Source organism: Cognatishimia sp. MH4019, from assembly GCF_020177595.1.
Lineage (GTDB): Bacteria > Pseudomonadota > Alphaproteobacteria > Rhodobacterales > Rhodobacteraceae > JAHTBL01.
In genome coordinates, this window is record NZ_JAHTBL010000010.1 from 78,202 (window position 1) to 103,477 (window position 25,276).

The 25,276-nt window shown below is 58.9% G+C and carries 25 protein-coding genes, 1 tRNA gene and 1 pseudogene; 19 read left to right on the forward strand and 8 right to left on the reverse strand.

The window, feature by feature from the left end; genetic code table 11:
• Nucleotide 1: 1 nt before the first annotated feature.
• Entirely contained in the window at nucleotides 2–781 is a 780-nt protein-coding gene (locus KUW67_RS15770) for a Mov34/MPN/PAD-1 family protein (protein WP_224826291.1), read from the forward strand.
• Here KUW67_RS15770 and KUW67_RS15775 read toward each other — a convergent pair.
• Nucleotides 778–1,161, reverse strand: coding sequence for a type II toxin-antitoxin system HicB family antitoxin (locus KUW67_RS15775; protein WP_224826292.1), 384 nt, complete (start codon nucleotides 1,159–1,161; stop codon nucleotides 778–780). The two genes, KUW67_RS15770 and KUW67_RS15775, sit on opposite strands and share 4 nt — an antisense overlap.
• A gap of 8 nt (nucleotides 1,162–1,169) precedes the next feature.
• The gene (locus tag KUW67_RS15780; protein WP_224826293.1) at nucleotides 1,170–1,355 is read right to left on the reverse strand and encodes a type II toxin-antitoxin system HicA family toxin; all 186 of its coding nucleotides are present in this window, start codon (nucleotides 1,353–1,355) and stop codon (nucleotides 1,170–1,172) included.
• 62 nt (nucleotides 1,356–1,417) lie between these two features.
• Between KUW67_RS15780 and KUW67_RS15785 the strand changes: the two genes are divergently transcribed.
• From KUW67_RS15785 to cysG, 15 genes and pseudogenes are all read left to right on the forward strand, one after another.
• Nucleotides 1,418–2,014: a hypothetical protein gene (locus KUW67_RS15785; protein WP_224826294.1), complete on the forward strand. Its 597-nt coding sequence runs from the start codon at nucleotides 1,418–1,420 to the stop codon at nucleotides 2,012–2,014.
• Nucleotides 2,014–5,268, forward strand: coding sequence for a host specificity protein J (locus KUW67_RS15790; RefSeq protein ID WP_224826295.1), 3,255 nt, complete (start codon nucleotides 2,014–2,016; stop codon nucleotides 5,266–5,268). Before KUW67_RS15785 ends, KUW67_RS15790 begins: the two co-directional genes overlap by 1 nt.
• 15 nt (nucleotides 5,269–5,283) lie before the next feature.
• A complete protein-coding gene (locus KUW67_RS15795; protein ID WP_224826296.1) occupies nucleotides 5,284–6,042 on the forward strand; it encodes a phage tail protein in 759 nt (252 codons plus the stop codon).
• Nucleotides 6,039–6,761 (forward strand): hypothetical protein, encoded by a 723-nt coding sequence (locus KUW67_RS15800; protein WP_224826297.1) that lies wholly within the window; start codon nucleotides 6,039–6,041, stop codon nucleotides 6,759–6,761. The genes KUW67_RS15795 and KUW67_RS15800 overlap by 4 nt, the downstream gene beginning before the upstream one ends.
• On the forward strand, nucleotides 6,761–7,171 hold the full coding sequence (locus KUW67_RS15805; protein WP_224826298.1) for a hypothetical protein: 411 nt from the start codon (nucleotides 6,761–6,763) through the stop codon (nucleotides 7,169–7,171). Before KUW67_RS15800 ends, KUW67_RS15805 begins: the two co-directional genes overlap by 1 nt.
• Before the next feature lie 3 nt (nucleotides 7,172–7,174).
• Entirely contained in the window at nucleotides 7,175–7,486 is a 312-nt protein-coding gene (locus KUW67_RS15810; protein WP_224826299.1) for a hypothetical protein, read from the forward strand.
• Between the two features lie 54 nt (nucleotides 7,487–7,540).
• Nucleotides 7,541–8,365, forward strand: coding sequence for a hypothetical protein (locus tag KUW67_RS15815; protein WP_224826300.1), 825 nt, complete (start codon nucleotides 7,541–7,543; stop codon nucleotides 8,363–8,365).
• A complete protein-coding gene (locus KUW67_RS15820; protein ID WP_224826301.1) occupies nucleotides 8,362–8,547 on the forward strand; it encodes a hypothetical protein in 186 nt (61 codons plus the stop codon). The genes KUW67_RS15815 and KUW67_RS15820 overlap by 4 nt, the downstream gene beginning before the upstream one ends.
• Nucleotides 8,548–8,641: 94 nt before the next feature.
• Entirely contained in the window at nucleotides 8,642–9,001 is a 360-nt protein-coding gene (locus KUW67_RS15825; protein WP_224826302.1) for a hypothetical protein, read from the forward strand.
• Between the two features lie 2 nt (nucleotides 9,002–9,003).
• Nucleotides 9,004–9,471, forward strand: coding sequence for a hypothetical protein (locus tag KUW67_RS15830; protein ID WP_224826303.1), 468 nt, complete (start codon nucleotides 9,004–9,006; stop codon nucleotides 9,469–9,471).
• A gap of 117 nt (nucleotides 9,472–9,588) precedes the next feature.
• A pseudogene (locus KUW67_RS15835) lies at nucleotides 9,589–10,827 on the forward strand ((2Fe-2S)-binding protein); the annotation flags it as partial.
• Nucleotides 10,824–11,159 (forward strand): nitrite reductase small subunit NirD, encoded by a 336-nt coding sequence (gene nirD, locus KUW67_RS15840; protein ID WP_224826304.1) that lies wholly within the window; start codon nucleotides 10,824–10,826, stop codon nucleotides 11,157–11,159. The pseudogene KUW67_RS15835 and the gene nirD, both read left to right, overlap by 4 nt.
• A complete protein-coding gene (locus KUW67_RS15845; protein ID WP_224826305.1) occupies nucleotides 11,156–13,732 on the forward strand; it encodes a nitrate reductase in 2,577 nt (858 codons plus the stop codon). The genes nirD and KUW67_RS15845 overlap by 4 nt, the downstream gene beginning before the upstream one ends.
• Nucleotides 13,729–14,664: a glycosyl transferase family protein gene (locus KUW67_RS15850; RefSeq protein ID WP_224826306.1), complete on the forward strand. Its 936-nt coding sequence runs from the start codon at nucleotides 13,729–13,731 to the stop codon at nucleotides 14,662–14,664. Before KUW67_RS15845 ends, KUW67_RS15850 begins: the two co-directional genes overlap by 4 nt.
• Nucleotides 14,661–16,058: a siroheme synthase CysG gene (cysG, locus tag KUW67_RS15855; protein WP_224826307.1), complete on the forward strand. Its 1,398-nt coding sequence runs from the start codon at nucleotides 14,661–14,663 to the stop codon at nucleotides 16,056–16,058. Before KUW67_RS15850 ends, cysG begins: the two co-directional genes overlap by 4 nt.
• Nucleotides 16,059–16,061: 3 nt before the next feature.
• Here the strand turns inward: cysG and KUW67_RS15860 are convergent, their stop codons facing one another.
• The 3 genes from KUW67_RS15860 to KUW67_RS15870 all read right to left on the reverse strand — a co-directional run bounded on the left by KUW67_RS15860 (nucleotide 16,062) and on the right by KUW67_RS15870 (nucleotide 19,120).
• A complete protein-coding gene (locus KUW67_RS15860) occupies nucleotides 16,062–17,573 on the reverse strand; it encodes a tripartite tricarboxylate transporter permease (RefSeq protein WP_224826308.1) in 1,512 nt (503 codons plus the stop codon).
• Between the two features lies 1 nt (nucleotide 17,574).
• Complete coding sequence (locus tag KUW67_RS15865; RefSeq protein ID WP_224826309.1) at nucleotides 17,575–18,060, reverse strand: tripartite tricarboxylate transporter TctB family protein; 486 nt, start codon at nucleotides 18,058–18,060, stop codon at nucleotides 17,575–17,577.
• A 73-nt stretch (nucleotides 18,061–18,133) separates the two neighbouring features.
• Nucleotides 18,134–19,120, reverse strand: a complete 987-nt coding sequence (locus KUW67_RS15870) for a tripartite tricarboxylate transporter substrate binding protein (RefSeq protein WP_224826310.1) — start codon at nucleotides 19,118–19,120, stop codon at nucleotides 18,134–18,136.
• Between the two features lie 108 nt (nucleotides 19,121–19,228).
• Between KUW67_RS15870 and KUW67_RS15875 the strand changes: the two genes are divergently transcribed.
• From KUW67_RS15875 to KUW67_RS15885, 3 genes are read left to right on the forward strand one after another with little or no spacing between them, the layout of a single operon-like run.
• Nucleotides 19,229–19,894, forward strand: coding sequence for a response regulator transcription factor (locus KUW67_RS15875; protein WP_224826311.1), 666 nt, complete (start codon nucleotides 19,229–19,231; stop codon nucleotides 19,892–19,894).
• Complete coding sequence (locus tag KUW67_RS15880; RefSeq protein ID WP_224826312.1) at nucleotides 19,887–21,254, forward strand: sensor histidine kinase; 1,368 nt, start codon at nucleotides 19,887–19,889, stop codon at nucleotides 21,252–21,254. Before KUW67_RS15875 ends, KUW67_RS15880 begins: the two co-directional genes overlap by 8 nt.
• Nucleotides 21,233–22,228 (forward strand): ABC transporter substrate-binding protein, encoded by a 996-nt coding sequence (locus KUW67_RS15885; RefSeq protein ID WP_224826313.1) that lies wholly within the window; start codon nucleotides 21,233–21,235, stop codon nucleotides 22,226–22,228. The genes KUW67_RS15880 and KUW67_RS15885 overlap by 22 nt, the downstream gene beginning before the upstream one ends.
• A gap of 20 nt (nucleotides 22,229–22,248) precedes the next feature.
• On the opposite strand, the gene KUW67_RS15890 is transcribed toward KUW67_RS15885, so the two are convergent.
• The 3 genes from KUW67_RS15890 to KUW67_RS15900 form a co-directional block, all read right to left on the reverse strand.
• A tRNA-Gln gene (locus tag KUW67_RS15890) sits at nucleotides 22,249–22,323 on the reverse strand.
• 69 nt (nucleotides 22,324–22,392) lie between these two features.
• Nucleotides 22,393–23,712 carry a mechanosensitive ion channel family protein gene (locus KUW67_RS15895; protein ID WP_224826314.1) on the reverse strand — a complete coding sequence of 440 codons (1,320 nt, stop codon included), beginning with the start codon at nucleotides 23,710–23,712 and terminating at the stop codon, nucleotides 22,393–22,395.
• A gap of 57 nt (nucleotides 23,713–23,769) precedes the next feature.
• A complete protein-coding gene (locus KUW67_RS15900) occupies nucleotides 23,770–25,266 on the reverse strand; it encodes a phosphomannomutase/phosphoglucomutase (protein WP_224826315.1) in 1,497 nt (498 codons plus the stop codon).
• Between the last annotated feature and the right edge of the window lie 10 nt (nucleotides 25,267–25,276).

Here is a 25,276-nt window from a genome sequence, read left to right on the forward strand (position 1 = left end):
GATGTTTCATCCTGATTTCTTCCGCCAGCCCGGCGGGGTGTTTTCGCGCGAGGTGCTATTGGACGCGGCAGCGCATGCCGTCCGTGCCGCCCCGAATGAAGCCTGCGGTTTGGTTCGGGCTGGCCGCTATTCGCCGTGTGAGAATGTCGCCGCTGATCCAACGGTCGAGTTCGAGATTGCGCCCGTCGAAATCGGCAAGGCGTTTAGGGCTGGGGATCTGGAAGGCGTCATTCATTCGCATCCGGGTGGGCCGTGGTGGCCGTCGCGCACTGACATGGTGGGCCAGATCGAAACGCGCGTCCCGTGGGCCATTCTGGTGCCGGGTGACGATGGCGCAGAATTGGCCTGCCACTGGGGCGGGCCGCGCCCGCCCGTGTTCCACGATGGCCTGCATGTGCCGCGCGCGTTCCTGCACGGGGTCAGTGACTGTTTCTCGTTAATTTGTGATCACTACGCAGAGGTTATAGGGCATCCGATGGAAGATTGCCCACGCGATTGGGAATGGTGGGTCAATCCAAAAACGGAAGGTGGCCTGTATCTCGATAATCTTGAGGAGTGGGGTTTTGAAGTCATCTCAACAGCGCCGCATGAGTATGCCGCGATCGCGCGTCCGGGTGACGTTTACCTGATGTCAATTCGCTCAAAAGTGCCCAATCACGGCGGCATCTATCTGGGCGACGGGCTGCTGCTGGAACACATGCACGGCAACCTATCTCACCGGGAGCCGATTGCCCGTAAGCTGAAGCACATCACCCACTGGCTGCGACCGAAGGGCGTTTAGGAATGATTCAGGCGTTCCCTTGCCAGTTCCGCGAAGAATGCGGATCGATTGCTGGTCGCGGCATCAATTCGGGCGATCAGCGATTTTGGCAGTGTCAGGAAGATGCGTTCAGCAGCGTTGCTGAGCATCATCGGGACATAGACAATCTTCCCGCCGTCCGCCTCGATGTCTTCGGGCGCAGTGGGATCTGGAATGGCGTCTTCGGCTTCGATCAGATCGGCCAGCGCGCCTTCGATCATATATTGCGCTTCATAAATGGCGTCTGTTTCGGTCGGCGCGCCGCCACCCCCGAATTCGGGGCTGAAATACCCCCAAGTGTCACCTTCGCGGTGAAGGATAACAGGGTAGAGGCGGGTTTCTTTTTGGATCGTCTTGGGCATGGTGGTTCCTATTTTGGCAGTTTGACTTTCGCTTGCTTGGCGATCAGTCGGGCTGTTGGCAGCGGGATGTCTTTGTGGCGTCCCACAATGGTGGTGCGACCATCCTTGTGCGCCCACTTTTCGTGGTTGGTGCCGCCCTTGCTGATGAAGCCTGCGGCTTCCAGTGCTTTAATGATGTCGCGTCTCTTAGTCATGTCTTTTTATACACGTATGTGTATGGAAAGGTCAATATAAAATGCACAAAAGAGCATAAATAATGATCCGAACCGTTTACCTTCACGGGGCCTTGGGCGAAGCCTTTGGTCGCGAATTCCGCTTGGCGATTGACAGCCCGGCGGAGGCGGTGCGCGCGCTTTGCACGATGATCGGCGGCTTTGATGCGCATATGCGTGACCGCTACTATCAGGTGTTTCGGGGGGCAGAAGTCGATGGCCGGGACCAGACCCCGCAGGAACTGCATGTGGCCTTCGCGGATGACGAAACCGAACTTCACATCATCCCGCGCGCGATTGGGGCGAAGCGACAGGGTATCGGCAAAGTTGTGTTGGGTGCGGTGCTGATCGCGGCATCCTTTGTCATTCCCGGCGGTTGGGCAATCGCTGGAAAGGCGGTTTCCGGCCTTGTGGCGCAGGCAGGTGTGGCGATGGTTCTGGGTGGGGTGTCCCAGATGCTCGCCCCGCAACCGACAAGCGGCACTTCGGACTATGACAGCCGCGAGGGGCCAAAATCGGAACTGTTTGGCAGCGCTGTGAATGTGTCGACGCCCGGTGTTGCTGTGCCGGTTGTTGTGGGTGAATGCGAGGTTGGCAGCGTCGTTGTTTCTGCCGCAATTCATGTTGAGGATCTGGGCTGATGGTAAGTGCATTGCGTGGTGCCAAAGGCGGTGGCAAGGGCGGCGGATCGAAGCAGCGCACGCCCAAAGAAGACCCTGACAATCTTTTGGTTGAATCGACAGCCTACGTCATCGACGTGCTGTCTGAGGGGCCGATTGAAGGCTTTGCGGATGAGCGTTACCCGGCCAAGTGCATCTATTTTGATGATACGCCACTGCAGAACGCAAACGGCACCTATAACTTCTCAGGGGTCAAATACTGGTTGCGCACCGGCACCCCGTCGCAAGATCATGTTCCGGGTTTTGCCGCCGTCGAAAATGAAATCGGTGTTGGTGCTTTGGTCGAGCATGGCCAGCCCGTGGCCCGCGCAGTTATGTCACAAGACGTTGATGCTGTGCGGATTAAAGTTGGCGTCAATCAGCTGTCGACCCTGAACAAAAAGAACGGTGATCTGAAAGGCGCGCGCGTCGAATTCGACATCGAAATGCAGGTTAGCAATGGCGGGTGGCGGCGCGTTGGAAGCCGCAAGCGACTGAGCGGTAAGACCACATCGGGTTATCAGCGCGATTATCGTATCAACCTTCCATCGGTGCGGCCTGTTTCGCTGCGCGTAAAGCGGGTGACGCGAGACCGCGATGAAAGCAACGTGCAAGATGACTTGTTTTTTGTGTCCTACACGGAAGTCATCGACGCCAAGCTGCAGTATCCAGACACGGCCTATGTCGCGCTTGCCATTCCTGCGCAAGCCTTTGGTGGCAGGGTGCCGCGTCGATCTTATCGGATCAAAGGTGTGCAGTGCTGGGTGCCGACAAACTACAACCCGGAAGCGCGGACCTATGACGAAAGCGCGATCTGGGATGGCACATTCAAGCTGGCCTATTCCAACAATCCGTCGTTTTTCCTTTACACGATCTTTCTGGAAAACCGTTGGGGGCTAGGCGAACGCATTGCGCCGGAACTGGTCGACAAATGGCGGATCTATCAGATTGGAAAATACTGCGATCAGCTGGTTCCAGATGGATTGGGTGGATCAGAGCCGCGTTTCACAATCAATGGCGTCATGAATACACGCGAAGCGGCCTATCAGGTCATCACGCAGCTTTCGACCGTGTTTCGGGGGGTGACCTATTGGGGAGCGGGTGCGGTAGTGCCTGTGCAGGATGCGCCCGCCGATCCAGTGAAGCTGGTGACCAATGCCAATGTGGTCGATGGGGCGTTCAACTACGCGGGCACGGGGCTGAACGCGCGCAAAACCGCTGTGGTGGCAAGTTTCCGGGATGTGGCGGATCACTATAAGCTGAAGGCGGGTGTGGTCTTTGAGGACCATGACGCCATACAGCGCTACAATCGCCGTCAGTCCGACATCAGCTTGCCCTTCACCACGTCCCGTGGGGAGGCGCTGCGGGCAGCGAAATGGCTGGTCGATACCGACACCACGCAACGCGAGACGGTGAACTATCAGGCGGGATATGATCACGCGGCGCTGCGGCCTGGTGACCGCATCCTGATTTCAGACAAACACCGGGTCGGCTTTCGCATGGGTGGTAGGGTTTTGTCGATTGCCGAAGATCGGCTGTCGCTGACAGTAGATGATCCGGTGGCGCTGCAGGCTTCAGAAACCTACAGGCTTCTGTTGGCAGACTCGGTGGGTGACTTCGTTGAAGCTGATTTGCAGGCCGGGCAGGATGGGTCGCAAACTGTGCTGCTATTTGATGCGCCGGTGCCAGACGGTGTGAGCGCGGGCACGGTATTCATCGTCACGGCATCAAACCTTGCGCCCCGTCAGTTCCGGGTGCTGTCCAACACACCGGAAAAACACCTTTACAGCATCATTGCGCTGGAAGATGACCCGAACAAGTATGACCGCATCGAACAAGGCATCACGGTCGATGACGCGGCCCCATATATTTTGCCCAGTGTCCAGCGACCTTCCCCTGTGGTGGGGCTGTCGGTTGATGTCAGCTATCGCGCGGAACCAGCGGGGCTGGTGGCATCGGTCAGCTGGCAGGTGGCCCCCGGTGAGACCGTTGCTGCGTTTCAGGTTGATTTCACCGATGAAGCGGAAACCCGCACAGTGTTGGGCGAACAGTCGGGTCAGTCGATTGATGTGCCGCTGACGGGTGACAGCTTTGGCCCCTTTACAGTCCATGTCCGAGTGCGAAATGCACTTTTCACGTGGTCAGAGTGGTCTGATCTGACGTTCTATGTGCCCGAAGGCGTCATCACGCCGGGCGATGTCACGGGCTTCAGGATGCGTGTGCTGGGCGATCAGGCGCATCTGACGTGGGATCGGGGCGAGCCGGTTGTGTCGCACTATCACATTCGCCATGCCGCCGATCCGGCATCGGGCTGGGCGAATGCAGTAGATGTTATGGTTGATGCAATTGGGCGTGATGCCATGGTCCCTGCGCTGTCGGGAGCATACTTCATTAGGGCCGTTTCTGTCTTTGACCGCAAAAGCGCTAATGCTGTCATGGTCACGTCCAACACAGTCAATCTGGCGCATTTCAACGTGGTCGAAGCGGTGTCTGCCGAACCTCAGTTCGAGGGAAGCCGTGGTGCTGGTTTGGTCCGGTCTGGCGATGTTCTGGCACTCTTGGCCAGTAATTCGATCTTTTCAGGGCAAAGCATTTATTCCGGTCAGCGGATATTCGCGGGCGATGCGGTGCCTGCTGCGGCCTACTATCAGATGGAAGATATTGTCGATTTGGGCGACGTGTTCACATCGCGGCTGTCTGCGGATCTGCGTGGCTATGGCTATCGTCTGAATGACAGCGTCTTTTCCGGGCAAAGCATCTTTTCTGGTGCGAGTGTTTGGGGGGGTGTGGACGGGCTGTGGCGGTTGTCTGTGGAAGTATCGACGGCGCAGACGGCTAAGGATGATCCTGCCATTGTGTGGTCGGACTGGTCGCCTTTGATTGTGGGCGATTACCTTGCCCGATCCTATCGCTTCCGGGTGCTGTTCGAAGCCTTTGAACCGCGCGTCAGTGTGGTTTTGGAACAGCTGGCGCTGCAGGTCGACATGCCCGACCGCATTGAACGGGGGGATGACATTGCCTGCCCCGCAGCAGGTGTTCAGGTGACGTTCTCGCCGCCGTTTCTGGCCAAACCTGCCATCGTGGTGGACGGTCAGGAACTGCCAACAGGTGCGCGGTCTGTGCGCACCAATGCGGATCGGTTCGGCTTCTTTCAGCAGTTCTTTGATGCAAACGACAATCCCATTCCTGCGGTGATCGACTTCACCGCAGCTGGCTATGGCCGTGGGTCGGCCTAAACAACGGAGTTAATCATGAGCAAATATGGATACGGGGCAATGGTGCCGCCGCCCAATGGACCGGACTTCACCGATGTGCAGTTCGTGTCTCAGGTCTACCAGTCCTTTGTCACCGCCTGCCTGAGCGGGCATTTCGACGATGAGCTGCCCGAAGGCGTTGGTAAGGGGCTGTTTCGCAGCCGCCCGAATGGCGATGACATTGAATTGGTGTTGCATGACGGGGGACAAGAACGGCTGTTTGCGACGTGGCGGACTGCAGCAGGAAATTTTCGACTGAATGCCGCGGGTCAATTTGTTGGTGCCGTAACATTTTTTGCCGCGAGTGTGCCACCATTGGGCTGGATAAAGGCAAATGGCGCTGAGTTGGCCCGCGACACTTACCCTGAATTGTTCGCTATCATTGGCACGTCTTTTGGCGTAGGCGATGGTGCGACCACATTCAATTTGCCCGACCTTCGTGGCGAGTTTTTGCGGGGTTGGGATGATGGCCGGGGTGTTGATAGCGGTCGTGTTTTTGGTTCATCACAGCAGGATGCAATGCAGGATCACAACCACTTTCTTGGCTTGAGCCAGTATGGTTCGGCTGGTCGGTTTGGTGTGAAATCAGGCCAAGCAGATGTTCGTGCTATTGAGAATAGTTCAGCGTCAACAAACGCCAACATTACATCACCCCCTGACACAGCGGGCGGAGGGGCGCCTCGAACCGGTTCTGAGACCCGGCCCCGCAACATGGCCCTTTTGCCCTGCATTTGCTTTGAAGGATCGCTCTCATGAAAATTTACAATTTCGACGCTGAAACGGGAGTCTATACAGGTGAGGCTGCGGCGGATAAGTCGCCGCGTGACGGTGCGTGGCTTGTTCCTGCCTTTGCGACCAAAATTCGGCCACCACAGGTGCCTGATGGCCGTGTGGCGATTTTCCGCGACGGTGCGTGGACCATTGTCGAAGACCATGTCGGGACGGAATACTGGATGCCAGATGGCAGTCATCACGTCATTGAGGCGTATGGCGACGTTCCGCCTGAAGTTGCGTTGTTCGAAGAGCCTGATCTGCGCACGGATGCTGAAAAGCGGCAGGATGTTGTTCGTGACGTTCAGGCGATTGCAAGCGCGGTGCGAACAATCGCGACTGAAGGTGCCGACCATGTCAAAATTGCGGGCTGGAACGCCAAGGTCGAGAGGGCCACGCGCGTCATTGCTGGCGCTGGTTCGGACGCTGATGTGCGTGTTTTGGGCGCAGAGGCTCAAATTCGCGGGCGTAGCGTTGAAGAGCAAGCGCAGATTATCGTTGCTCGCGCCGAAGCGCTTGGTGAACTGAACGGGCTTGTTGAGGGCTTTGAAAGCGAGCTGATCGAAAAGGCGCAGGCTGGGTATGTGGAAGTCGTTAGCGGCTTTGTTGAACAGGCTGAAAAAAGCCTGGAGGGACAGTCGCGTGATACAATCGCGGTTTGGGTGATAGAAACAGCACAAAAGTTGAAGGCGGCTTTGGCCTGATGAGCGCTCTGCGTTGGCTTTGGGCGCTGGATTGGCGACCTGCTGAGTTCTTGCTTGGTCTTGAAATGATGCGGCGCGGCTTTTTGTGGCTGACGGGTTGGGCTGATATGGCGTCACCGATATACGGATCGTTCACGGCGCTGGCTGATCATCATTTCTGGGGACTTCTATTTCTGGTGGTTGGGCTTGGCCAGATCGCCGGTATTGTGATCAACGGTAATTGGCATCACTCACCTACATTGCGGAAGGTATGTTTGCTGTTTTCATTCGCCATGTTCGCTATCCTCATGGTTGCGTTCTGGTCGGTCACGACGACAGGGGCAGGGGTTCAGGCTTGGACATCCGAGGCCTTGAACGCTGTCATGGCTGCCGTGTTCATTTTGAACATTGCGTCCAAACAGCAGGGGTAGGTTATGTGGAAAGAGTTAGTGGCCGATCCGGCTTGGATCGTCGCTGTCACGGGTTTGGTCGGCCTGTTGATTGGTCAGAGGGCCGTAAAGGGTAAAGCGCAAACCGCAAAGTCGGCGGTCGATGAGCCACTGCCGAACACTGAGGTTCTGCACCTCTTGAAGCAGATTACTGAAGGTGTCGCAGCGCTTCAAACGGGCCAGATGGCAGAGCGCGAAGACATCCGAAAAAGCCAAGATGACCTTCGCCGCGTCAATGAGACAGTGCAGACGATCCTAATTACGGTCCGAGTACTTCAGGAACTTCACCGAAGCTGATTTCAGCACACAACTTAACAGCAATGCCCCGCCAGCGGGGTTGGAGGTATTTCTATGGATAAGCAGAAATTCTACGCCGCTTTGCGCAAGCGCAATAGCGGGGTATTTGGCACGTCTTTTTCACAAGCACAGGTTGACGGCATTGAGGCCATCCTTGCTGAGTGCGTGTCGCAAGCCGCTGATCTGGGGCAGACAGCTTATGTCTGTGCGCGCGCTTATGGCGAGACAGGTGGCAAAATGCAGCCAGTCGAAGAAAGCCTGTGGTATAGCGAGAAGCGGCTGTTGCAGGTGTTCGGCAAGCATCGCCGCCAAGGCATCCCCGCATCAAAGCTGGCGCGCAACCCGAAGAAACTGGCGAACGTGGTCTATGGCGGTCACTGGGGCCGGGCAAACCTCGGCAATACAGAACCCAATGATGGATGGGACTTTCGCGGGCGCGGGCTTGGGCAGATTACAGGGCGGCGCAATTACACAAAGTGGTCGCAAGGTCTCGGCTTGCCTCTGATCTCGCAGCCTGATCTGCTTATGGATCTCAAAATTTCGGTCAAAGCATTGGTCGTGCCGATGCTGGAAGGCTGGGCGACTGGTTTGAAGCTGTCTGAATTTATTGAGGGAAGCCATCGCGATTATCTCAATGCGAACGCAGTTTGGAACGGCAATCTTGACGCCGACAAATATGCTGCAGCGGCCCGCGCTTTTGATCTGGCTCTAACGCAATCCGGATATGCGCCCCGCACTGCCCCAGCCGTCCCACAGGTTCCAGAGCGCGATCCTGCGCCTGTTGCCGACACCACCACTCACAAACCCGCTGAGGAGCGCTCAGGCGGTTGGTCTGTGCTTCTGGCGGCTATTCTCAGCATCTTTCGGAGGAAATCATGAACTACGGACCTATTGTGCGGATCATTCTTCGCTACGTTGTTGGCGGTCTTATCATGGGATCGCAAGCGGCGGGTGACGCCCTGGCAGCTGACCCCGACATTGTGATCGCAGGTGCGGCGCTTCTGGGTATGGCTGTTGAAGGTTTCTATATGCTTGCCAATCGCAAAGGATGGGCGAAGTGATCTGGTGGCGACTTGTTGGGAGCACCCTTCGCTTGATCGCGAGCATTGTCTTGTTCCGTGAACGCCTGAAACACTGTGCGGAAGGGGTGCGCTGATGTTGCGGACACTTCTGAATTTCCTTGGCGGCGGCATTCTGGATCGGGCGTTGGATACGGTCGACCGCAAGATTGCCGCCGAAACGGACCGCGAAAGGATCAAGGGTGACATCGTGCGAGAACACTACCGCAACCGGGCAGACTGGATGCGTTCTGGCGGCTTTGTCCTGTCGCTGTTGTTCGCGGTGCCGTTGGCGCTCTGGTTCGGGTCTGTGGTGCTGTATTCCATTCTCTGGTGCCAAGGGTGCGCCTATCCTCAAGATTGGTCCATTGCGGCCCTTCCGGCGCCGCTTGATGATTGGGCGGGCGGCATCATCATCAGCATCTTTGGCGTGATTGGCGTGTCGCGGTTCAAATAGCGATGGCCGTCACGCTTGCTTTCTACAAAGGTCGCGCGAAGACGCGCTGGCACCGGTTTCAAGATGCATCTGTCCGGTTGGCGACCCGCAGCCGGTATAGTCATGTCGAACTGATTGCTGGCACTGCGCTGCATGGTGTCACCACTCAGTGCCTATCGGCGTCTGGCCGGGATGGCGGCGTCCGCGTCAAGCGCATCCTGCTGAAGCCGGAAAGCTGGGATCTGGTCGAACTGCGGATCGATCCTGTCAATCCTGCCCAGTTCATCCACGACCGCATTGGCGCGCAGTATGACTATAAGGGCATTCTGCTGTCGCAGGTTTTGGCTCTTGGTCGTCACTATGAATCGCGTTGGTTCTGTTCGGAGATTTGTGCCGCTGCGCTTGATCTACCCAACCCACAGCGCGTGTCGCCGCAGTTTCTGTTCGATGTCGTGACCTGGGGGCATCAAGGAATCGAGAACGCGGGGTGAACTCTGCCCAAAATTGCGGGACACCTTGCTGCTAACCTATTGATATGCTTAGGGCTGTTCTGAGATTCTGAGGGACACCAGCCCATTGATTTCATTGGTTTTTTCGGGAATTTGGTGGGCGACACTGTGGACCCTCTCTCAGCCGTTGCAGCCTTACCGCGTGATGCGGAAATCTGTGGCTGTAACGGCATTTCCAAAGGTCAGATCGAAGACGCCATCGCAGCAGGCTCGACGGATTTAGGGGCGATCAAGGCCACCACAAAGGCGTCTGCATCCTGCGGGACCTGCACCGGTCTGGTCGAGCAGGTTCTGGCGGTGTCACTGGGCGATGCGTTTGTCATGCCGACCGCGCAACCGATGTGCGGCTGCACCGATATGACCCATGAAGACGTGCGCCGGATGATAAAATCGCAAAGGCTGACGTCGATGGCAGAGGTCATGCAGGAATGCGGGTGGAAGACGCCGTGCGGGTGCCATGTGTGTCGCCCGGCGCTGAACTTCTATCTGCTGGCTGATTGGCCCTTGGAGTATCGCGACGATCCGCAAAGCCGTTTCATCAACGAACGTAAGCACGCCAACATTCAGAAAGACGGCACGTTCAGCGTTGTGCCGCGCATGTGGGGTGGAATCACCAACGCCAACGAGCTGCGCGCGATTGCCGATGCGGCGGACAAATACAACGTGCCGACGGTGAAGGTCACCGGCGGTCAGCGCATCGACTTGCTGGGCGTCAAGGGCGAGGATTTGCCTGCGATCTGGGCCGATCTGAACGCGGCGGGCATGGTATCTGGCCATGCGTATTCCAAAGGCCTGCGCACAGTGAAAACCTGCGTTGGCACCGATCATTGCCGGTTTGGCACGCAAGACAGCACTGGTTTGGGGATCAAGCTGGAGAAGGCGCTTTGGGGCTCGTGGACGCCTCATAAGGTGAAGCTGGCCGTGTCTGGTTGCCCGCGCAATTGTGCGGAGGCGACCTGTAAGGATGTCGGCGTGATCTGCGTGGACAGTGGCTATGAGGTCAGCGTCGGTGGCGCGGCTGGTATGGACCTGAAAGAGACCGAAGCGCTGGCGAAAGCCGCGACCGAGCAGGAGGCGATTGATCTGACGATTGCCTTTGTCCAGCTCTACCGCGAACACGCAAAGTATCTGGATCGGCCCTATAAATTCATCGCGAAATTTGGCCTCGATTGGGTGAAAGAGCGCGTTGTCGATGATTTGGACGAACGCGTGGCTTTGATCGAACGCTTCGAGCTGTCCCAATCCATCTATCGCAAAGACCCTTGGGCCGAGCATGCGGCGGAGAAAGCTGAAAGCTATCAGCCGCTGGCCAATTTGACTTTGGAGGCCGCAGAATGACCGACTGGATTGATATTGCCGATCTGAACGATGTTCCCAAGCGCGGGGCGCGGGTGGTCAAGACGCGCGAAGGCTGCGTTGCGATTTTTCGCACGGGTGCGGATCAGGTTTTCGCGCTTGATAACACGTGTCCGCACAAGCAAGGACCCTTGGCCGAGGGTATCGTGCATGGTGCGTCAGTGACGTGCCCGCTGCACAACTGGGTGATCTCGCTTGAGACGGGCCTTGTGCAGGGCGAGGACGAGGGGCAGGTCGCGACCTATCCCGCACGGGTCGAAGGCGGGCGCATCCTGCTGGATGCCACGTTCCTGCGCGCGCGAGCGGTCGCATGAGCGTGACCCGCACCACATGCCCCTATTGCGGCGTGGGCTGCGGGGTCTTGGCCGGTGCTGACGGCACGATCAAGGGCGATCCGGAGCATCCGGCGAATTTCGGGCGGCTCTGCTCGAAAGGGGCGGCTTTGGGTCAGACGATTGATCTGGAGGGGCGGCTTTTGGCCCCGCAGATCGACGGGAGTGGGGCTAGCTGGGATGATGCGTTGCGGCTGACGGCAGACAAGTTCAGCGCCGCAATCCGCGACTACGGGCCTGATAGCGTTGCGTTTTATGTCTCGGGCCAGATCCTGACCGAGGACTATTACCTCGCCAACAAGCTGATGAAGGGCTTTATCGGCTCGGCCAATATCGACACGAACTCGCGTCTTTGCATGGCGTCTTCGGTTGCTGGGCATAAGCGGGCGTTTGGGACGGATACCGTTCCTGGCATCTACGCCGATTTGGAGGAGGCGGACCTGATCGTTCTGGTCGGCTCGAATCTGGCGTGGTGCCACCCGGTGCTGCATCAGCGGGTGGCAGAGGCCAAAGCCAAGCGCCCCGAAATGCGGGTCGTGAATGTCGACCCGCGCCGGACAGCGACCTGTGATTTGGCCGATCTGCATCTGCGGATCACGCCTGATGGGGATGCGGCCTTGTTCAATGGGCTGCTGGCGCATCTGGCCGAAACGGATTGCGTGGATGCCGATTATGTGGCGCAGCATGTAAACGGGTTTGATGCCACTTTAGACGCGGCGCGCAGCTCTGATCCGATGGACAGCGGCGCAGATGCGGCTGATATTCAAGCGTTTTACCAGCTTTGGGCTGAAACGCAGAAGGTCGTGACGCTTTACTCGCAAGGGGTGAACCAATCGGCTTGCGGCACTGATAAGGTCAACACGATCCTGAATTGCCATCTTGCAACGGGCCGCATCGGCACTCCGGGATGCGGGCCTTTCTCGCTGACAGGTCAACCCAATGCGATGGGGGGGCGTGAGGTGGGCGGTTTGGCCAACATGCTGGTCAATCATCTGGATATCGAGAACCCCGCGCATCGCGCGGCGGTGCAAGGCTTTTGGGGCAGCCCGACGATTGCCGCACAGCCGGGTCTGAAAGCGGTCGATCTGTTTCAGGCCTGTGCCGACGGCCAGATCAAGGCGCTTTGGGTGATGTCGACGAACCCCGCCGTGTCGATGCCGGACGCGGATGGCGTGTCAGAGGCGATCCGCAACGTGCCGTTTGTCGTTGTTTCAGACGTGATGGCGCGCACGGATACGGGCGATCTGGCGGACGTGTTGCTACCCGCTACGGCATGGGGCGAAAAAGACGGCACCGTCACCAATTCTGAGCGGCGTATCTCTCGCCAGCGCGCGTTTTTGCCCGCGCCCGGAGAGGCCCGTCCAGACTGGCGCACCATCGCGGATGTTGCGGCCTACATGGGCTGGGGTGCCTCCTTTGACTATGAGGGCCCCGCGGATGTCTTCGCGGAATATGTGAGTCTCGGCGCAGCAACTCGCGACTTCGGAAAAGACCTTGATCTGAGCGTCTTTGCTGATGCGGATTATGCCAATCTGCTGCCTACCCAATGGCCCGCCAACGATCACCGCTTCTTTGCAAAAGGTGGCTTCTATCACCCGGATGGCAAAGCGAAGATGGTGCCCGTCACGCCGCCCGCTTTGCCTGCAACAACAGGCTTCAAGCTAAACACCGGGCGCAATCGCGATCAGTGGCATACGATGACGCGCACAGGCAAAGCGCCTCAACTTGGGGCGCATCTGGCGGAGCCTTATGTGCAAATCCATCCCGATGACGCGGCAGACTTGGGGGTGGCCGAAGGCGATCTGGTGCAGATCAAGAACGGACACGGGCAAGCGATCTTGCGGGCGCTGATCACGGACAGCACGGCCAAGGGGCAGCTTTTTGCACCGATGCATTGGACGCGTCAGCGCAGTGCGTCGTCGGCTGTGAATGCGGTGACGCCGCAGGTTGTTGACCCGGTCTCGGGCCAGCCAGCGTTGAAGGGCGGCATGGTGGCAGCGCAGCGGTTTGAAGCGGCGTGGTATGTATTTGCGGCCTCAACGACTAGGATGGCCCCCTCGCAGGACTATGCCGCCGTCGCGCGTATCCCTACGGGTTGGCAGGCAGAGTTTGCGGGGCTGACAACACCTGTGGACTGGTCTGATTTTGCGCGCGAGCTGACCCAACAGACGGGCGACGTTGCGGTGATGGAGGATTGTCCCAGCGGGCAGACTCGTATCGCGATTACCCGCGATGGGTCTTTGCAGGCGCTGGTTTTCAGCAGCACACGCCCCGTTGCCTTGTCGCGCAGCCATGCGGTGTCGTTGATCGGCACGCAGGTGAGCGCGTTGCAAGCTTTGTCCGGGCGCGCGAGCATTGATCAGCCCGATCCGGGTGTCACGGTTTGTGCGTGTATGTCGGTCGGGATCAACACCATCCGGGGTGCGATCCGCGAAGGTGCTGGCAGCGTCGAGGCGATTGGCGCGAGGACCTGTGCGGGCACAAATTGCGGGGCCTGCAAGCCAGAACTGGCTGCATTGCTGAGCACTACAGACTTGCCGATGGCCGCCGAATGAGCATGGCGCCGTTCATACGGATCGTCGCCCAAGGCAAAGGGCGCGCGCGGTCGCTGACGCAAGACGAGGCAACAGAGGCGATGACGCTGATCCTGTCGGGCAAGGCCGAGCCTGAGGCGATTGGTGCCTTGTTGATGGTGTTGCGCCTGCGTGGCGAGACCGATGCGGAGATTGCGGGGTTCACCGCTGCGCTGCGCACCTCTGTTTGCAATGATTTGCCCCCCGTTGATCTGGATTGGCCGTGTTATTCGGCTGGACGAACACGTGGTGCACCGCTGTTCTTGCTGGCGGCGAAACTGGTGTCGCAGGCGGGTTACCGTGTGATGTTGCATGGGTCCAATCGATCGCGGCATAACCTGCGTGACGCCTTAAGCCAAACCGGGATATTGAGCGAAACGCTGAGCTATCACCCGCTGGATACTTTGAGCCCCGTGGCGCAAAGCCTGCTTGATCTGCGCGACACGTTCGGGCTGCGCTCGTGCATTAACACGGTGCTGCGGATGTGGAACCCGGCGGCGGCCAGTGCCACGGTACAAGGCGTGTTCCATCCGTCTTATCGCGGCCTGCAAGCCCGCGCTGCCAAGGCGTTGGGCCAGACAAACCTGAGTGTCATCAAAGGTGGTGGTGGCGAGTTTGAGCGCAATCCGGCGAAAGACATCGCTGTATTTGGCTTGCGGGATGGTGCGCATATCGAAGAGCGCGCCTCATCCCTGATTGACGAGACGCGCCGGTTGCATGAGCCGGATCAAGCGATTGATCTGGCGGGCTTTTGGTCAGGCGATCTATCGGATGAATTTGCCGAAGCGACCGTAATTGGCACTGCAGCTCTTGCGCTTTGGACGCTTGATGCGGCGCTGAGCATTTCCGCAGCTGATCGTTTGGCTGAACGGCTCTGGCAGTTGCGCCACGCCCCTGAAAGGAAAATCGCATGAAGACGTTTCCGATGTTTTTGCAGATGAAAGGCCGCCGCGTTGTGATTGTGGGCGGGGGCGAGCAGGCGGCGCAGAAGACGCGGTTGATGCTGAAGACCGAGGCGCGGATTGAAATCCTGGCACAGGGGCTGGAAGAGGAGCTGCAAGCACTGGCCGAGGCGGGGCGCGTTACACATGTCACCGAACGTGTGACCCCTGCACATTTCGCGGACACCGCGCTGTGCTTTGTTGCCAGCGGGTGTCCGGGGGCGGATGCGGCGATGCACGCCTTGGCAAAAGCAGGCGGCGCGACCGTGAATGTCGTTGATCAGCCAGAGCTGTGCGACGCGCTTACGCCGTCGATTGTCGACCGCGACCCGGTCGTGATCGCGATTGGCACGGAAGGCACTGCGCCCGTTTTGGCGCGGCAGATCAAAACGCAGATGGAGCAAGCGCTGGAGCCGCGATTGGGGGAGTTGGCGGCTTTGGCGGGCCGTTTGCGCGGGGCTGCGATGGCGCGCTTGGCCCCACGCGACCGCCGAGATTTGTGGCGGTGGGTGTTCAACGACCTGCCGCGAAAAGCCTTTGCGCGTGGATCGGAACGCGAGGCGGCGCGGGCGATCAAGGACGCAATCCAAACTGGCGATTTCCGTGCAGACAAAGACGGCAGCGTGGCGTTGGTTGGCGCAGGTCCGGGCGCAAAGGACCTGATCACATTGCGAGGTGTTCAGCGGTTGCAGGAAGCGGATGTGATTTTCTATGACCGGTTGGTCGATCCCAAAATTCTGGAGCTGGCCCGCCGTGATGCGGAGCGGGTTTATGTGGGCAAAAAGCCCGGCTGTCATGCGTGGCCGCAGTCAAAGATTACTCAGATGCTCGTGGCGGCGGCCAAGCAAGGCCAGCGCGTTGTGCGTCTGAAATGTGGTGATCCAGGCATCTTTGCCCGCGGGGCCGAAGAGCTGAGCGCATTGACCGAGGTCGGGATCCCGGTCGAAATCGTGCCGGGTGTGACAGCAGCAAGCGGGGCCGCTGCAGCGTCTGGTCAGATGCTGACCCAGCGCGGCGAGATTGATCAGTTGATCCTGACGACGGGCCATCTGGATGATGGTCCGCGCGCGCCTGATTGGCTCGAGCAGCTGAAACCGGGCGCGTGCGTTGCGCTGTATATGGCGGTCTCTGCCGCGCCGATGATCGCGCGGAACCTGCGCCGCTCGCCTTATTGCGCATTGGTCGAGGTCGAGATCGTGGCGGATGCGCAGCGGGCGAACCAGAAGGTTCTGCGCTGCGCCCCGGACCAGCTGGCTGAGACGCTAAGTCAGAACGACATTCGCAACTCTGCGATGATCTTCCTGCGTTTGCCGAAATCGACGGTGCAACCGGCTCGACAGCCGCTCAGGGTTGTCGAAACCGCCTAAACCTCAATCACCGTCCGCAACACCTTGCGAGCGAAGCTTGGCGCGGCGGGCGCGGTAGCTGGGCAGGATCACCAAAATTACAGCGATCACCAGTAGACCAAGGGTCATCGGGCGCTCCCAGATGAAGGACACCCCGTCATAGAGCTGCATCGAGCGGGAGAAGTTATCTTCAAGCATGCCGCCCAGAATGAAACCGATCAACAGGGGGGCGAGCGGGTAATCTGCGAAGCGCAAGATCGTTGCGAAGATACCGAAGCCAACGAGTAGCAAAAGCTCGGTCGCGTTGTTCTGGCCGATATAGGCACCCATGAGGGTGAAGAACAAAATGAACGGGATCAGATAGTTGCGCGGAACCGACAGGACCTTGGCGATGTATGGGATCAGCGGCAGGTTCAGGACAAGCAGCACCAGATTGCCGATGAACATCGACATGATAACGGCCCAAAAGACTTGCGGTTCGTCCAGCATCAGACGCGGGCCTGGGGTCACGTTCAGCGCGATCAGCGCGCCCAGAAGGATGGCCGTGGTGCCGGAGCCGGGGATACCGAGCGTGAGCAGCGGCACGAAAGAACCGGTGCAGGCAGCGTTGTTTGCCGTTTCCGGTGCAGCGAGGCCTTTGATGGAGCCTTTGCCGAACTCTTCCTGCTCTTTCTTCGGCGCGATATTGCGTTCGACTGCATAGCCGAGGAAGGAGGCGATGGTTGCGCCTGCGCCGGGCAGGACGCCGATGAAGAAGCCTTGGATCGATTGTCGGCCAATGACGGGCGCGATGGATTTCGCCTCGGCCCGGGAAATGCGCAGGTCCTTGATTTCACCATCGGCAGAGCCTGCATCTTTGGGTTTCAGCACCAGGAACAAGGCTTCGGGCAGGGCAAACATGGCCATGGCGAGCGTGATGAAGCCAAAGCCCGATTGCAGGTCCATCAGACCCATCGTGAAGCGTGGCATATTGAAAAGCGCGCCCTCACCGACCGTGGCCATGATCAGGCCAAGCAGAGTCATCAGCATCGCTTTGGCGACTTGCCCCGTGCCAGCAAAGGCCGCAATGGCCGAGAGGCCGACGACCATCAGCGCGAAATACTCGGCAGAGTGGAAGAGGAGCGCGACGGAGGACAGTGCGGGTGCGAAGACCATCAGCAGTAGCGCGCCGATAGTGCCGCCTGCAAAGCTGGCAATGGCGGCGATGGTAAGCGCTTTACCCGCCTTGCCTTGTCGCGCCATCGGGTAGCCGTCGAAACTGGAGGCAACCGTGCCTGCCACGCCCGGCGCGTTGAGTAGGATCGAGGAGGTCGAGCCGCCAAAGATTGCTCCGTAATAGACGCCAGCAAGCAAGATCAGGGCTGCGGAGGGGTCGCCCATCGAGATGGCGACCGGGATCATGATGGCAATGATCGACATCGGGCCGAGGCCGGGCAGCATGCCGATGAACGTGCCGATCAGGCATCCGCCGATTACCATCAGCAGGTTCTGCAGGGATAGGGCGGTTTGAAGGCCGATCAGAAGTCCTTCGAGCATATCAGCCTCCTACCAAAAAGCCGGGGAGCGGGCGCAGGAAGATGCCCAGAACGACCTGAACCAGGTACCAGACGATGCCTGTGGCAATGCCGGATACGAGCAACATCATGATCCAGCGGCGCTCTCCCAGGATGAAGGAGCCGCCGGCAAGGAAACCCACGGTCGAGAACAGGAAACCCGCAGGCCGCAGCAGCAGCGCATAGGCAACCATGAGGCCAAGAAGCATCAGCGCTTGGCCGATTTTGTAGTCGCCGAGGCGGCGGTAGTCTATGTCGCCAATCTTCGGTTCGCCCTTCTCGATACCGAGCAAAATGATGAGCGCTGCGATAATGGCGAGGACTGAGAGCACCTTGGGAAAGGTCGACGGCCAGATCGGATTGCGCCGCATGAAGGGGGCAAGGGTGTCATCCATCGTGAACCAGGCAGTGTAGCCGTAAATCAGGCAGATGCCGAGCAAGACAAGTGCGATCCAGCGATCAAGCGCCATGATGCCCTCCGGTCTAAAGTGAGAAAGGAAAAAAGCGGGGCGCAGCCTTGGCCGCGCCCCGATCAACACTGTCTTAGAGGAAGCCGAGCTTCTTCATCAGATCGCCGATGACCTTCTCCTGATCTTCAAGGAAGGCTTTGAAGTCGTCACCGCTGTTGTGGATGTTCACCCAACCGTTGCGTGCGCGCACTTCTTCCCATTCGGGCGTGTCATACATCTTCATCAGGGCGTCCTGATAAGCTGTGACCTGCTCTTCAGGGAGCCCGGGGGCGCCGAAGAAGCCACGCCAGTTCACAAAGGTCATGTCGATGCCTTGCTCGGCCATTGTCATGGCGTCGCCTGCGGCTTCAACACGCTCGTCCGAGGTGATGCCGATGATCTTCACTTCGCCAGCATTGGCCAGGTCGACGGCCTCCGACAGACCGGTGGAGAGCGCTGCGATCTCGCCCGACAGCAGGGCTGCCATGGCTTTGCCGCCTGCGTCATAGGGGATGTATTTCACCCCAAGCGCGTCCTTGCCGGCCGCTTCCATGACCATCGCGGCCACAAGGTGGTCCATGCCGCCGGGCACCGAACCGCCGCCGATGGCGGTTGCGTCCGGATCGGCGTCATAGGCCGCGATCAGGTCTTCCATCGAGTTCACGGGGCTATCCTTGCCCACGACGATGGCTGCGTAGTCACCGATGGTGCCTGCAATCAGCGTGAGGTCACGGAAGCTTTGCGGGAACACACCGGTGAGTGAGCGGATCACGATGGGGGTCGAGTTGACCATCAGCGTGCCGTGGTTGCTTTCGGCGTTTTCGATCAGATAGCCGATGGCTTTACCGCCGCCGCCGCCCGACATGTTCTCGTAGGATGCGGTGCCGACAAGACCGGCTTCGGTCAGGGCTTCGCCTGTGCCGCGCGCTGTGCCGTCCCAGCCGCCACCGGCACCGCCGGGGATCAGGAAATGAATGCTGTCGACGACCTGATGGCCCTCGGCATGTGCGGGCGCGGTAAAGCCCAGCATTGCCACAGCAGCCGCAATCACGGCCCGACGGCCGAGTTTAAAATTTGTCATGTAGTCCTCCCATTTGACAACTGTCCGCATCGCGGGTCAGTTGAGACGATCAAGCATGAGAACCTGACACAAACCTGTCAAGCCGCGCAAAAAAGGCGACATCCAGCGATGAAGTTTCTCTTGGTGGAGGACAATCAGGAATTGGCAGAGGCCGTCATTGGGCGGATGCAGCTGGATGGCCATGTCATTGACCACGCTGATAAAATTCAGGACGCCATCGCTTTTTCAGAGACCGGAGAGTATGATCTTATCTTGCTCGATATCATGCTGCCTGATGGAGATGGGCGCGACTTTCTCAAGCAGCATCGTGCGGCGCGGCGCAATACGCCGGTGATCGTGCTGACCGCGCGCTCGCAGGTCTCGGACAGAATCGGTGTGCTGGATCTGGGGGCGGATGACTATGTCACCAAGCCCTTCGATCACGCAGAGTTGCAGGCCCGGTGCCGGGCTGTTTTGCGGCGCAAGGCCGGGGCCGCGCAAAGCGAACTGCGCATGGGCGATGTGCGATTTGACCCGGTGGCAGGGCGGCTGACCGTCAAGGATGAGGTGATTGATCTGCGCAACCGCGAACTGCGCCTGCTGGAGCTGCTGTTCAACGCGCCGGGGCAAATCTTTCCGAAGCAAAAGCTGGTAGATCGACTGTTTTCTTATGAAGAGGACGTGTCGGAAAACGCGGTAGAGGTTTATATCGCGCGCTTGCGCAAGCATCTGGAACCGTCTGAGCTCAAGATAACGACCCATCGCGGGCTTGGCTACAGGTTGGACAATGTCTGAGGCGGTGCGCGTCTCAGGCTCGTTGCGCAACCGGTTGACGGTGATCCTGATTGGTGGAGCGGCGATCCTTGCGGTGCTGTTGTTCTTCATTGTGCGCAATTACGCGGCGCAGATCGCGCAGCAAAGTCAGGACAATATTCTTGGCGCATCGGTGACGTCGATCCTTGGGGCGGCGATCATTCGCGATGGCGCGGTGGAGGTCGACTTTCCCTATGCGTCCTTTTCGATGCTGAACACGGACTCTGATGATCGCGTGTTTTATGCAATTTATCAGGATGATACGCTGCTTTCCGGGTATGAGAGCCTGCCCTTGGTCGCGCCCGATTTTGGCGAAGGCACAGTCTTTCGCAGCGCTACAATACAGGGCACGACCCTGCGCGTTGCGACCGCGTCGCGAGTTCTGATCGGAGAAGACAGACGCACGCGCATCTCGGTCTCGGTCGCACAGACGCAAGACGCATTGTCAGGGGTGCTGAACCGCATATCGCGCAATGTCGCGTTGTTTGGCGCGGGGTTCTTTGCCTTGGCGACGTTGCTTGCGTTTTGGGCAACGTCCACGACCATTGGGCAGCTGAAACGTCTGACAACCTCGGTGACGCGGCGTGGGCCGCAAGATTTGAGCCCGGTGGTCAAGCCGGTGCCGTCCGAGATGGTGCCGCTGGTCAGCTCGCTCAATCATCTGATGTCGCGGCTTGATCATTCGCTGAGCCAATCGGAGGACTTTATAGCCGAAGCCGCGCACCGGGTGCGGACGCCCTTGGCGACGGTGCGCTCCCATGCCGAAGCCACGCTGCAGCGTGTAGGCCGCGAAGAGAACCGACAAGCACTGCGGTCCATGGTGCGCGCGATTGACGAAAGCTCTCGCGCGGCGGGGCAGTTGCTGGATCATGCGATGATCACCTTTCGGGCCGATCATCTGGATCGGCAGGATCTTGATCTGGTTGATCTGGTGCAGGAACTGGTGCTTCGCCTGACCCCGGTTGCGGACATGAAAGACGTCGATTTACGTCTTGATGCTGCGCCCGGTATTCGCGTGGCGGCTGATCCGATCCTGCTGCAAAACGCGATCCGCAACCTGATCGACAATGCGTTGAAATACTCCCCTAGCGACAGCACGATTATGATCCGGCTGCGCAGTGCGCCCCATATTCAGGTCGAGATTTGCGACGAGGGGCCGGGATTTCCACCGGATCAAATCGGCGGTCTGGTGGCGCGATTTGCGCGTGGCTCGAACGCGGACGGGATCATCGGATCAGGACTTGGTCTGACCATCGCGCAGGATGTCGCGTTGGCCCATGGCGGGCATATCTCGCTGGCAAACCGACCGGAGGGCGGCGCATGTGTTACCTTTTCCTTGTGATCTTCAGCCTTTGGGCTGCGTCCGGCACGGCGCAGGATTGGGAAGACGAGCAGGTCTTTCCCGAAGAGCAGGCCGCGCGCGTGCTGACAGTGCTGTCCAGCACCGACACCTCCTTTTTTGCGTCTATTATCGAAGGGTTTATCGCGCGCAATCCATCTGTGCAGGTTCGCTATCTGGTAACCAGCACTGCCGAGATCGACACCGTTTTCCGGGCCAGCCCCGCGGCGTTCGATATCGTCATCTCCAGCGCGATGGATTTGCAGATCAAATTGGCCAATGACGGCTTGGCCCTTGAGATTGAGGGGCTGAACTACCCCAACTGGGCCGCGTGGCGCCGCAGTCTGTTCGCGTTCACGACTGAACCCGCGGCCATTGTCATCAATCGCGCGGCTTTTGCAGGGCAATCCGTGCCAGAGACCCGGCAAGACCTGATCCAGGTGCTGCGCGCGCAGCCGGAGGCGTTTGAGGACAAGCTGGGCACCTATGATGTGAGGGTATCCGGGGTTGGCTATCTTTTTGCGACGCAAGATGCCCGCACGTCAGAGACCTATTGGCGGCTGATGGAGGTGATGGGCAGTCTTGGCACCCGGCTTTATTGCTGTTCGGGTGATATGATCGAGGATCTGGCCGCAGGCCGCATTACAGTGGCCTATAACGTGCTGGGCAGTTATGCGATCGCGCGCACCGATCTGGCAGATCAGATTGAAGTAATCCTGCCTGCGGATTTCCAGACGACGATGATGCGCACGGCGCTTGTGTCAGCACAAACCGGCCAGCCTGAGTTGGCGACGGCCTTCATCCGCCATCTGATTGATGCGCAATCGAATGAGGATATGTTTCCCTTGCCCCCGCTTCAGGACGCCGCAAAAGCGGGGCAGCCCACGATCACGCTGGAGCCTGCCTTGATGACTTATCTGGATGCGCTCAAGAAAAGGACGTTTCTGGATGAATGGGTAAATGCCGTCATCCAGTAGCGGCGGCTTTTTCAGAGAAATGGCTGGGGTGGTAGGATTCGAACCTACGATACACGGTACCAAAAACCGATGCCTTACCGCTTGGCTACACCCCAACGTAGGCGGCTAAATACGCAGGCTGCGGGGGGTAATCAAGTGCGTTTTCGCAAAAAGTGCAGACGGGGCTATTCGCGCTCGGCATTGCGGTCCAGCAGGTCGCTCTCGGACTGCGCATTGCGCTCATCCTCAATGATCTCGGAGAGTTCCTTATCCGCGGTCGCACTGACCTCTTTAGGCTCCGCGATGACTGGTTTGGCTGGGCTTTTCTTGATGCGCGGCGTGTCCTGAGCCGTCTCGCCCATATCGGTGATAAGGCGGTAGGTCGGCTCGGGCATTTCGATGCCGTCGGCGGTCAGTGCAGCCATCACAAGGCGGATGGCTTCGCCGCGCGCGGCAACGAGGCTTGTCTCGTGCTGGGCGATCCAGCCGGTCACGCGCAAGGTGATGGTGCTGTCGCCGATGGCCTCAATCCAGCAATCCGGCGCGGGTTTATCCAGCACAAACGGTAGGGCTTCGATGGTTTCTTGCGCGATATCACGGGCCTGTGCCAGATCGGCATCCGGCGCGATGCCCAGATCAAACAGAAAGCGCCGCTCATCGTTGCGCGTATAGTTCACGATGCGGCTTTTGAAGACGGTCGCATTCGGGATGTGAATATGATTGCCGTCAAAGCTGAGCAGGATGGTTGCGCGGCTGGTCAGGCGGATGACCTTGCCAATATCGCCTTCGATTTCGACTGTATCATTGGGTCGAAAGGGCTGGCGGATCGACAGCATGATCGAGGCGATGAAGTTCTCGACCGTGTCGCGGACGGCGAAACCAATGGCCAGGCCAACGATACCGGCCGCCCCGAGGATGGTAGAGAGCAGCGCGGTGGCATTCAGGATGTCGAGTGCGACCACAAGGCCACCGATCATAAAGGCAAGCCGGACCAATTGGCGGTAGATATTGGCGATGAACTTGTTGGGGGCAAGCCTGTCCCACGGCTGTCGCATCCGCGTGATCAGTATACCCACGACGACGACCACCAGAAACGCCAGAAGGGCGACAAGGGCCAACGGGATAAAGGCAATCAGCTGTGTCAGGCGCGCCTGAAAACGCTCGACCGCGGGGTTGAGACGTTCAACGACATCCGTGGTCTCAATCACATTGTTCTCAATGGCAACGACGCCTTCAACGCGGCCTGCCAGATCGTTCAGTCGATTGGCGGTGAACGCATCCAGCGTGGTGCCGCGCAGGGTGACGATGCCGTTGGAGACCGAGACGGTGACGTCCTCAAAGCCCTGTAACTCGCCCAGAATACTGCGAATGCGGGTGGCGATGGCGGCATCCTGTGCGGCGCTGTCTTCGACCGCGATGGTGCCGGTGGGCTGCTCGGTCGTGTCCTGTGCCATAGCCGCAAAAGGCAGAAACAGGCACAAGACAAGGGATAAAAACAGGCGCATAAAATCAATCCGCATCAATCGGCGCTCAGAATAGGCACTTGGGACGGTGTGTAAATGTCAGATCGTCTGATCGTAATCGCCTACGGAGGGTTCGGTGCGAATAACCGCGTCGACATCCGCAAAAATCGCACGCATCTCAGCGTCGCTTTCGGGGCTTTCGCAGACCACCACCAGATTGGGGGTGTTGGACGAGGCGCGCACAAGCCCCCATGCACCATTCTCAAGGATCACGCGAGCGCCGTTGACCGTGACGACCTGCGCGATCTTGCGGTCTGCGATGGTCTCCCCCGCGTCGTGCTTGGCGACAAGCTTGGCGACGAGGCGTTCCAGAACTTCGTATTTCTCGGTATCGGCGCAATAGGGTGACATGGTGGGCGTCGCAAAGGTCTGCGGCAGAGCTTTACGCAGATCGGACATCGACATTTCGGGGTTGCGGTCCATCAGCTTGCAGATCTCGACCGCGACGCGCATGCCGCAATCATAACCGCGCCCGATCGGTTCGGCGAGGAAGTAGTGGCCAGATTTCTCGAACCCTGCCAGCGCGCCGATCTCGCGCACGCGGCGTTTCATATGGGAATGGCCTGTCTTCCAGTAGTCTGCTTTCACGTCGAGCTTTTGCAGCTCTGGGTCCGAGGCGAAAAGGCCGGTGGATTTCACATCGGCCACAAAGGTGGAGCCGGGATAGATTTTGGCCAGATCACGGGCCATGATGACGCCGACCTTATCGGCAAAAATCTCTTCCCCCTCGTCATCGACCACACCGCAGCGGTCACCATCGCCGTCAAACCCAAGCGCGAAATCCGCGCCCGAGGCTTTCACGCTGTCGGACATATCATGCAGCATTTCCATGGCTTCGGGGTTCGGGTTGTAGTTGGGGAAGGTGTAGTCAAGTTCGTTATGGGAAGGGACAACTTCGACGCCCAGACGTTCAAAGACCTCCGGCGCGAAAGCCGAGGCGGTGCCGTTGCCGGTCGCGCAGACAACCTTGAGCTTACGGGTCATTTTGAAATCACCCACGAGATCATCCAGATAGGCCTCGCGCACGCCGTCCACAAATTCGTAAGAGCCGCCTTCGCGGGCTACGCCTTCGCCGTTCAGGACGATATCACGCAGTTCTGCCATTTCGTCTGGGCCGTGGGTGAGGGGGCGATCAAAGCCCATCTTCACACCGGTCCAACCGTTGGGATTGTGGCTGGCGGTGACCATGGCGACCGCGGGCAGATCCAGATGGAACTGTGCGAAATAGGCCATGGGCGACAGCGCGGGGCCAATATCTTTGACCGCGATGCCTGCCTGCATCAGGCCGAGCATCAGCGCGTTTTTGATCGACAGCGAATAATCACGATAATCATTGCCCACGGCGATCTCAGGTTTGATGCCGCGTTTGTGCATCTGTGTGCCGAGGCCAAGACCCAAGGCCGTGATGCCTGCGAGGTTGATCTCTTCTGGGTATTTCCAGCGGGCGTCGTATTCGCGGAACCCGGTTGGCGTGATCATGGCATCGCGGAGGAAGGCCCACGTGTTCGGGGTGACGGTCGTGGCAGGTTTGGTCACGGGAAGTAGT

Coding starts and splice junctions, on each gene's coding strand:
- KUW67_RS15770 (WP_224826291.1), top strand. CDS start 2: ATGTTTCATCCTGATTTCTTCCGCCAGCCCGGCGGGGTGTTTTCGCGC.
- KUW67_RS15775 (WP_224826292.1), bottom strand. CDS start 1,161: ATGCCCAAGACGATCCAAAAAGAAACCCGCCTCTACCCTGTTATCCTT.
- KUW67_RS15780 (WP_224826293.1), bottom strand. CDS start 1,355: ATGACTAAGAGACGCGACATCATTAAAGCACTGGAAGCCGCAGGCTTC.
- KUW67_RS15785 (WP_224826294.1), top strand. CDS start 1,418: ATGATCCGAACCGTTTACCTTCACGGGGCCTTGGGCGAAGCCTTTGGT.
- KUW67_RS15790 (WP_224826295.1), top strand. CDS start 2,014: ATGGTAAGTGCATTGCGTGGTGCCAAAGGCGGTGGCAAGGGCGGCGGA.
- KUW67_RS15795 (WP_224826296.1), top strand. CDS start 5,284: ATGAGCAAATATGGATACGGGGCAATGGTGCCGCCGCCCAATGGACCG.
- KUW67_RS15800 (WP_224826297.1), top strand. CDS start 6,039: ATGAAAATTTACAATTTCGACGCTGAAACGGGAGTCTATACAGGTGAG.
- KUW67_RS15805 (WP_224826298.1), top strand. CDS start 6,761: ATGAGCGCTCTGCGTTGGCTTTGGGCGCTGGATTGGCGACCTGCTGAG.
- KUW67_RS15810 (WP_224826299.1), top strand. CDS start 7,175: ATGTGGAAAGAGTTAGTGGCCGATCCGGCTTGGATCGTCGCTGTCACG.
- KUW67_RS15815 (WP_224826300.1), top strand. CDS start 7,541: ATGGATAAGCAGAAATTCTACGCCGCTTTGCGCAAGCGCAATAGCGGG.
- KUW67_RS15820 (WP_224826301.1), top strand. CDS start 8,362: ATGAACTACGGACCTATTGTGCGGATCATTCTTCGCTACGTTGTTGGC.
- KUW67_RS15825 (WP_224826302.1), top strand. CDS start 8,642: ATGTTGCGGACACTTCTGAATTTCCTTGGCGGCGGCATTCTGGATCGG.
- KUW67_RS15830 (WP_224826303.1), top strand. CDS start 9,004: ATGGCCGTCACGCTTGCTTTCTACAAAGGTCGCGCGAAGACGCGCTGG.
- nirD (WP_224826304.1), top strand. CDS start 10,824: ATGACCGACTGGATTGATATTGCCGATCTGAACGATGTTCCCAAGCGC.
- KUW67_RS15845 (WP_224826305.1), top strand. CDS start 11,156: ATGAGCGTGACCCGCACCACATGCCCCTATTGCGGCGTGGGCTGCGGG.
- KUW67_RS15850 (WP_224826306.1), top strand. CDS start 13,729: ATGAGCATGGCGCCGTTCATACGGATCGTCGCCCAAGGCAAAGGGCGC.
- cysG (WP_224826307.1), top strand. CDS start 14,661: ATGAAGACGTTTCCGATGTTTTTGCAGATGAAAGGCCGCCGCGTTGTG.
- KUW67_RS15860 (WP_224826308.1), bottom strand. CDS start 17,573: ATGCTCGAAGGACTTCTGATCGGCCTTCAAACCGCCCTATCCCTGCAG.
- KUW67_RS15865 (WP_224826309.1), bottom strand. CDS start 18,060: ATGGCGCTTGATCGCTGGATCGCACTTGTCTTGCTCGGCATCTGCCTG.
- KUW67_RS15870 (WP_224826310.1), bottom strand. CDS start 19,120: ATGACAAATTTTAAACTCGGCCGTCGGGCCGTGATTGCGGCTGCTGTG.
- KUW67_RS15875 (WP_224826311.1), top strand. CDS start 19,229: ATGAAGTTTCTCTTGGTGGAGGACAATCAGGAATTGGCAGAGGCCGTC.
- KUW67_RS15880 (WP_224826312.1), top strand. CDS start 19,887: ATGTCTGAGGCGGTGCGCGTCTCAGGCTCGTTGCGCAACCGGTTGACG.
- KUW67_RS15885 (WP_224826313.1), top strand. CDS start 21,233: ATGTGTTACCTTTTCCTTGTGATCTTCAGCCTTTGGGCTGCGTCCGGC.
- KUW67_RS15895 (WP_224826314.1), bottom strand. CDS start 23,712: ATGCGCCTGTTTTTATCCCTTGTCTTGTGCCTGTTTCTGCCTTTTGCG.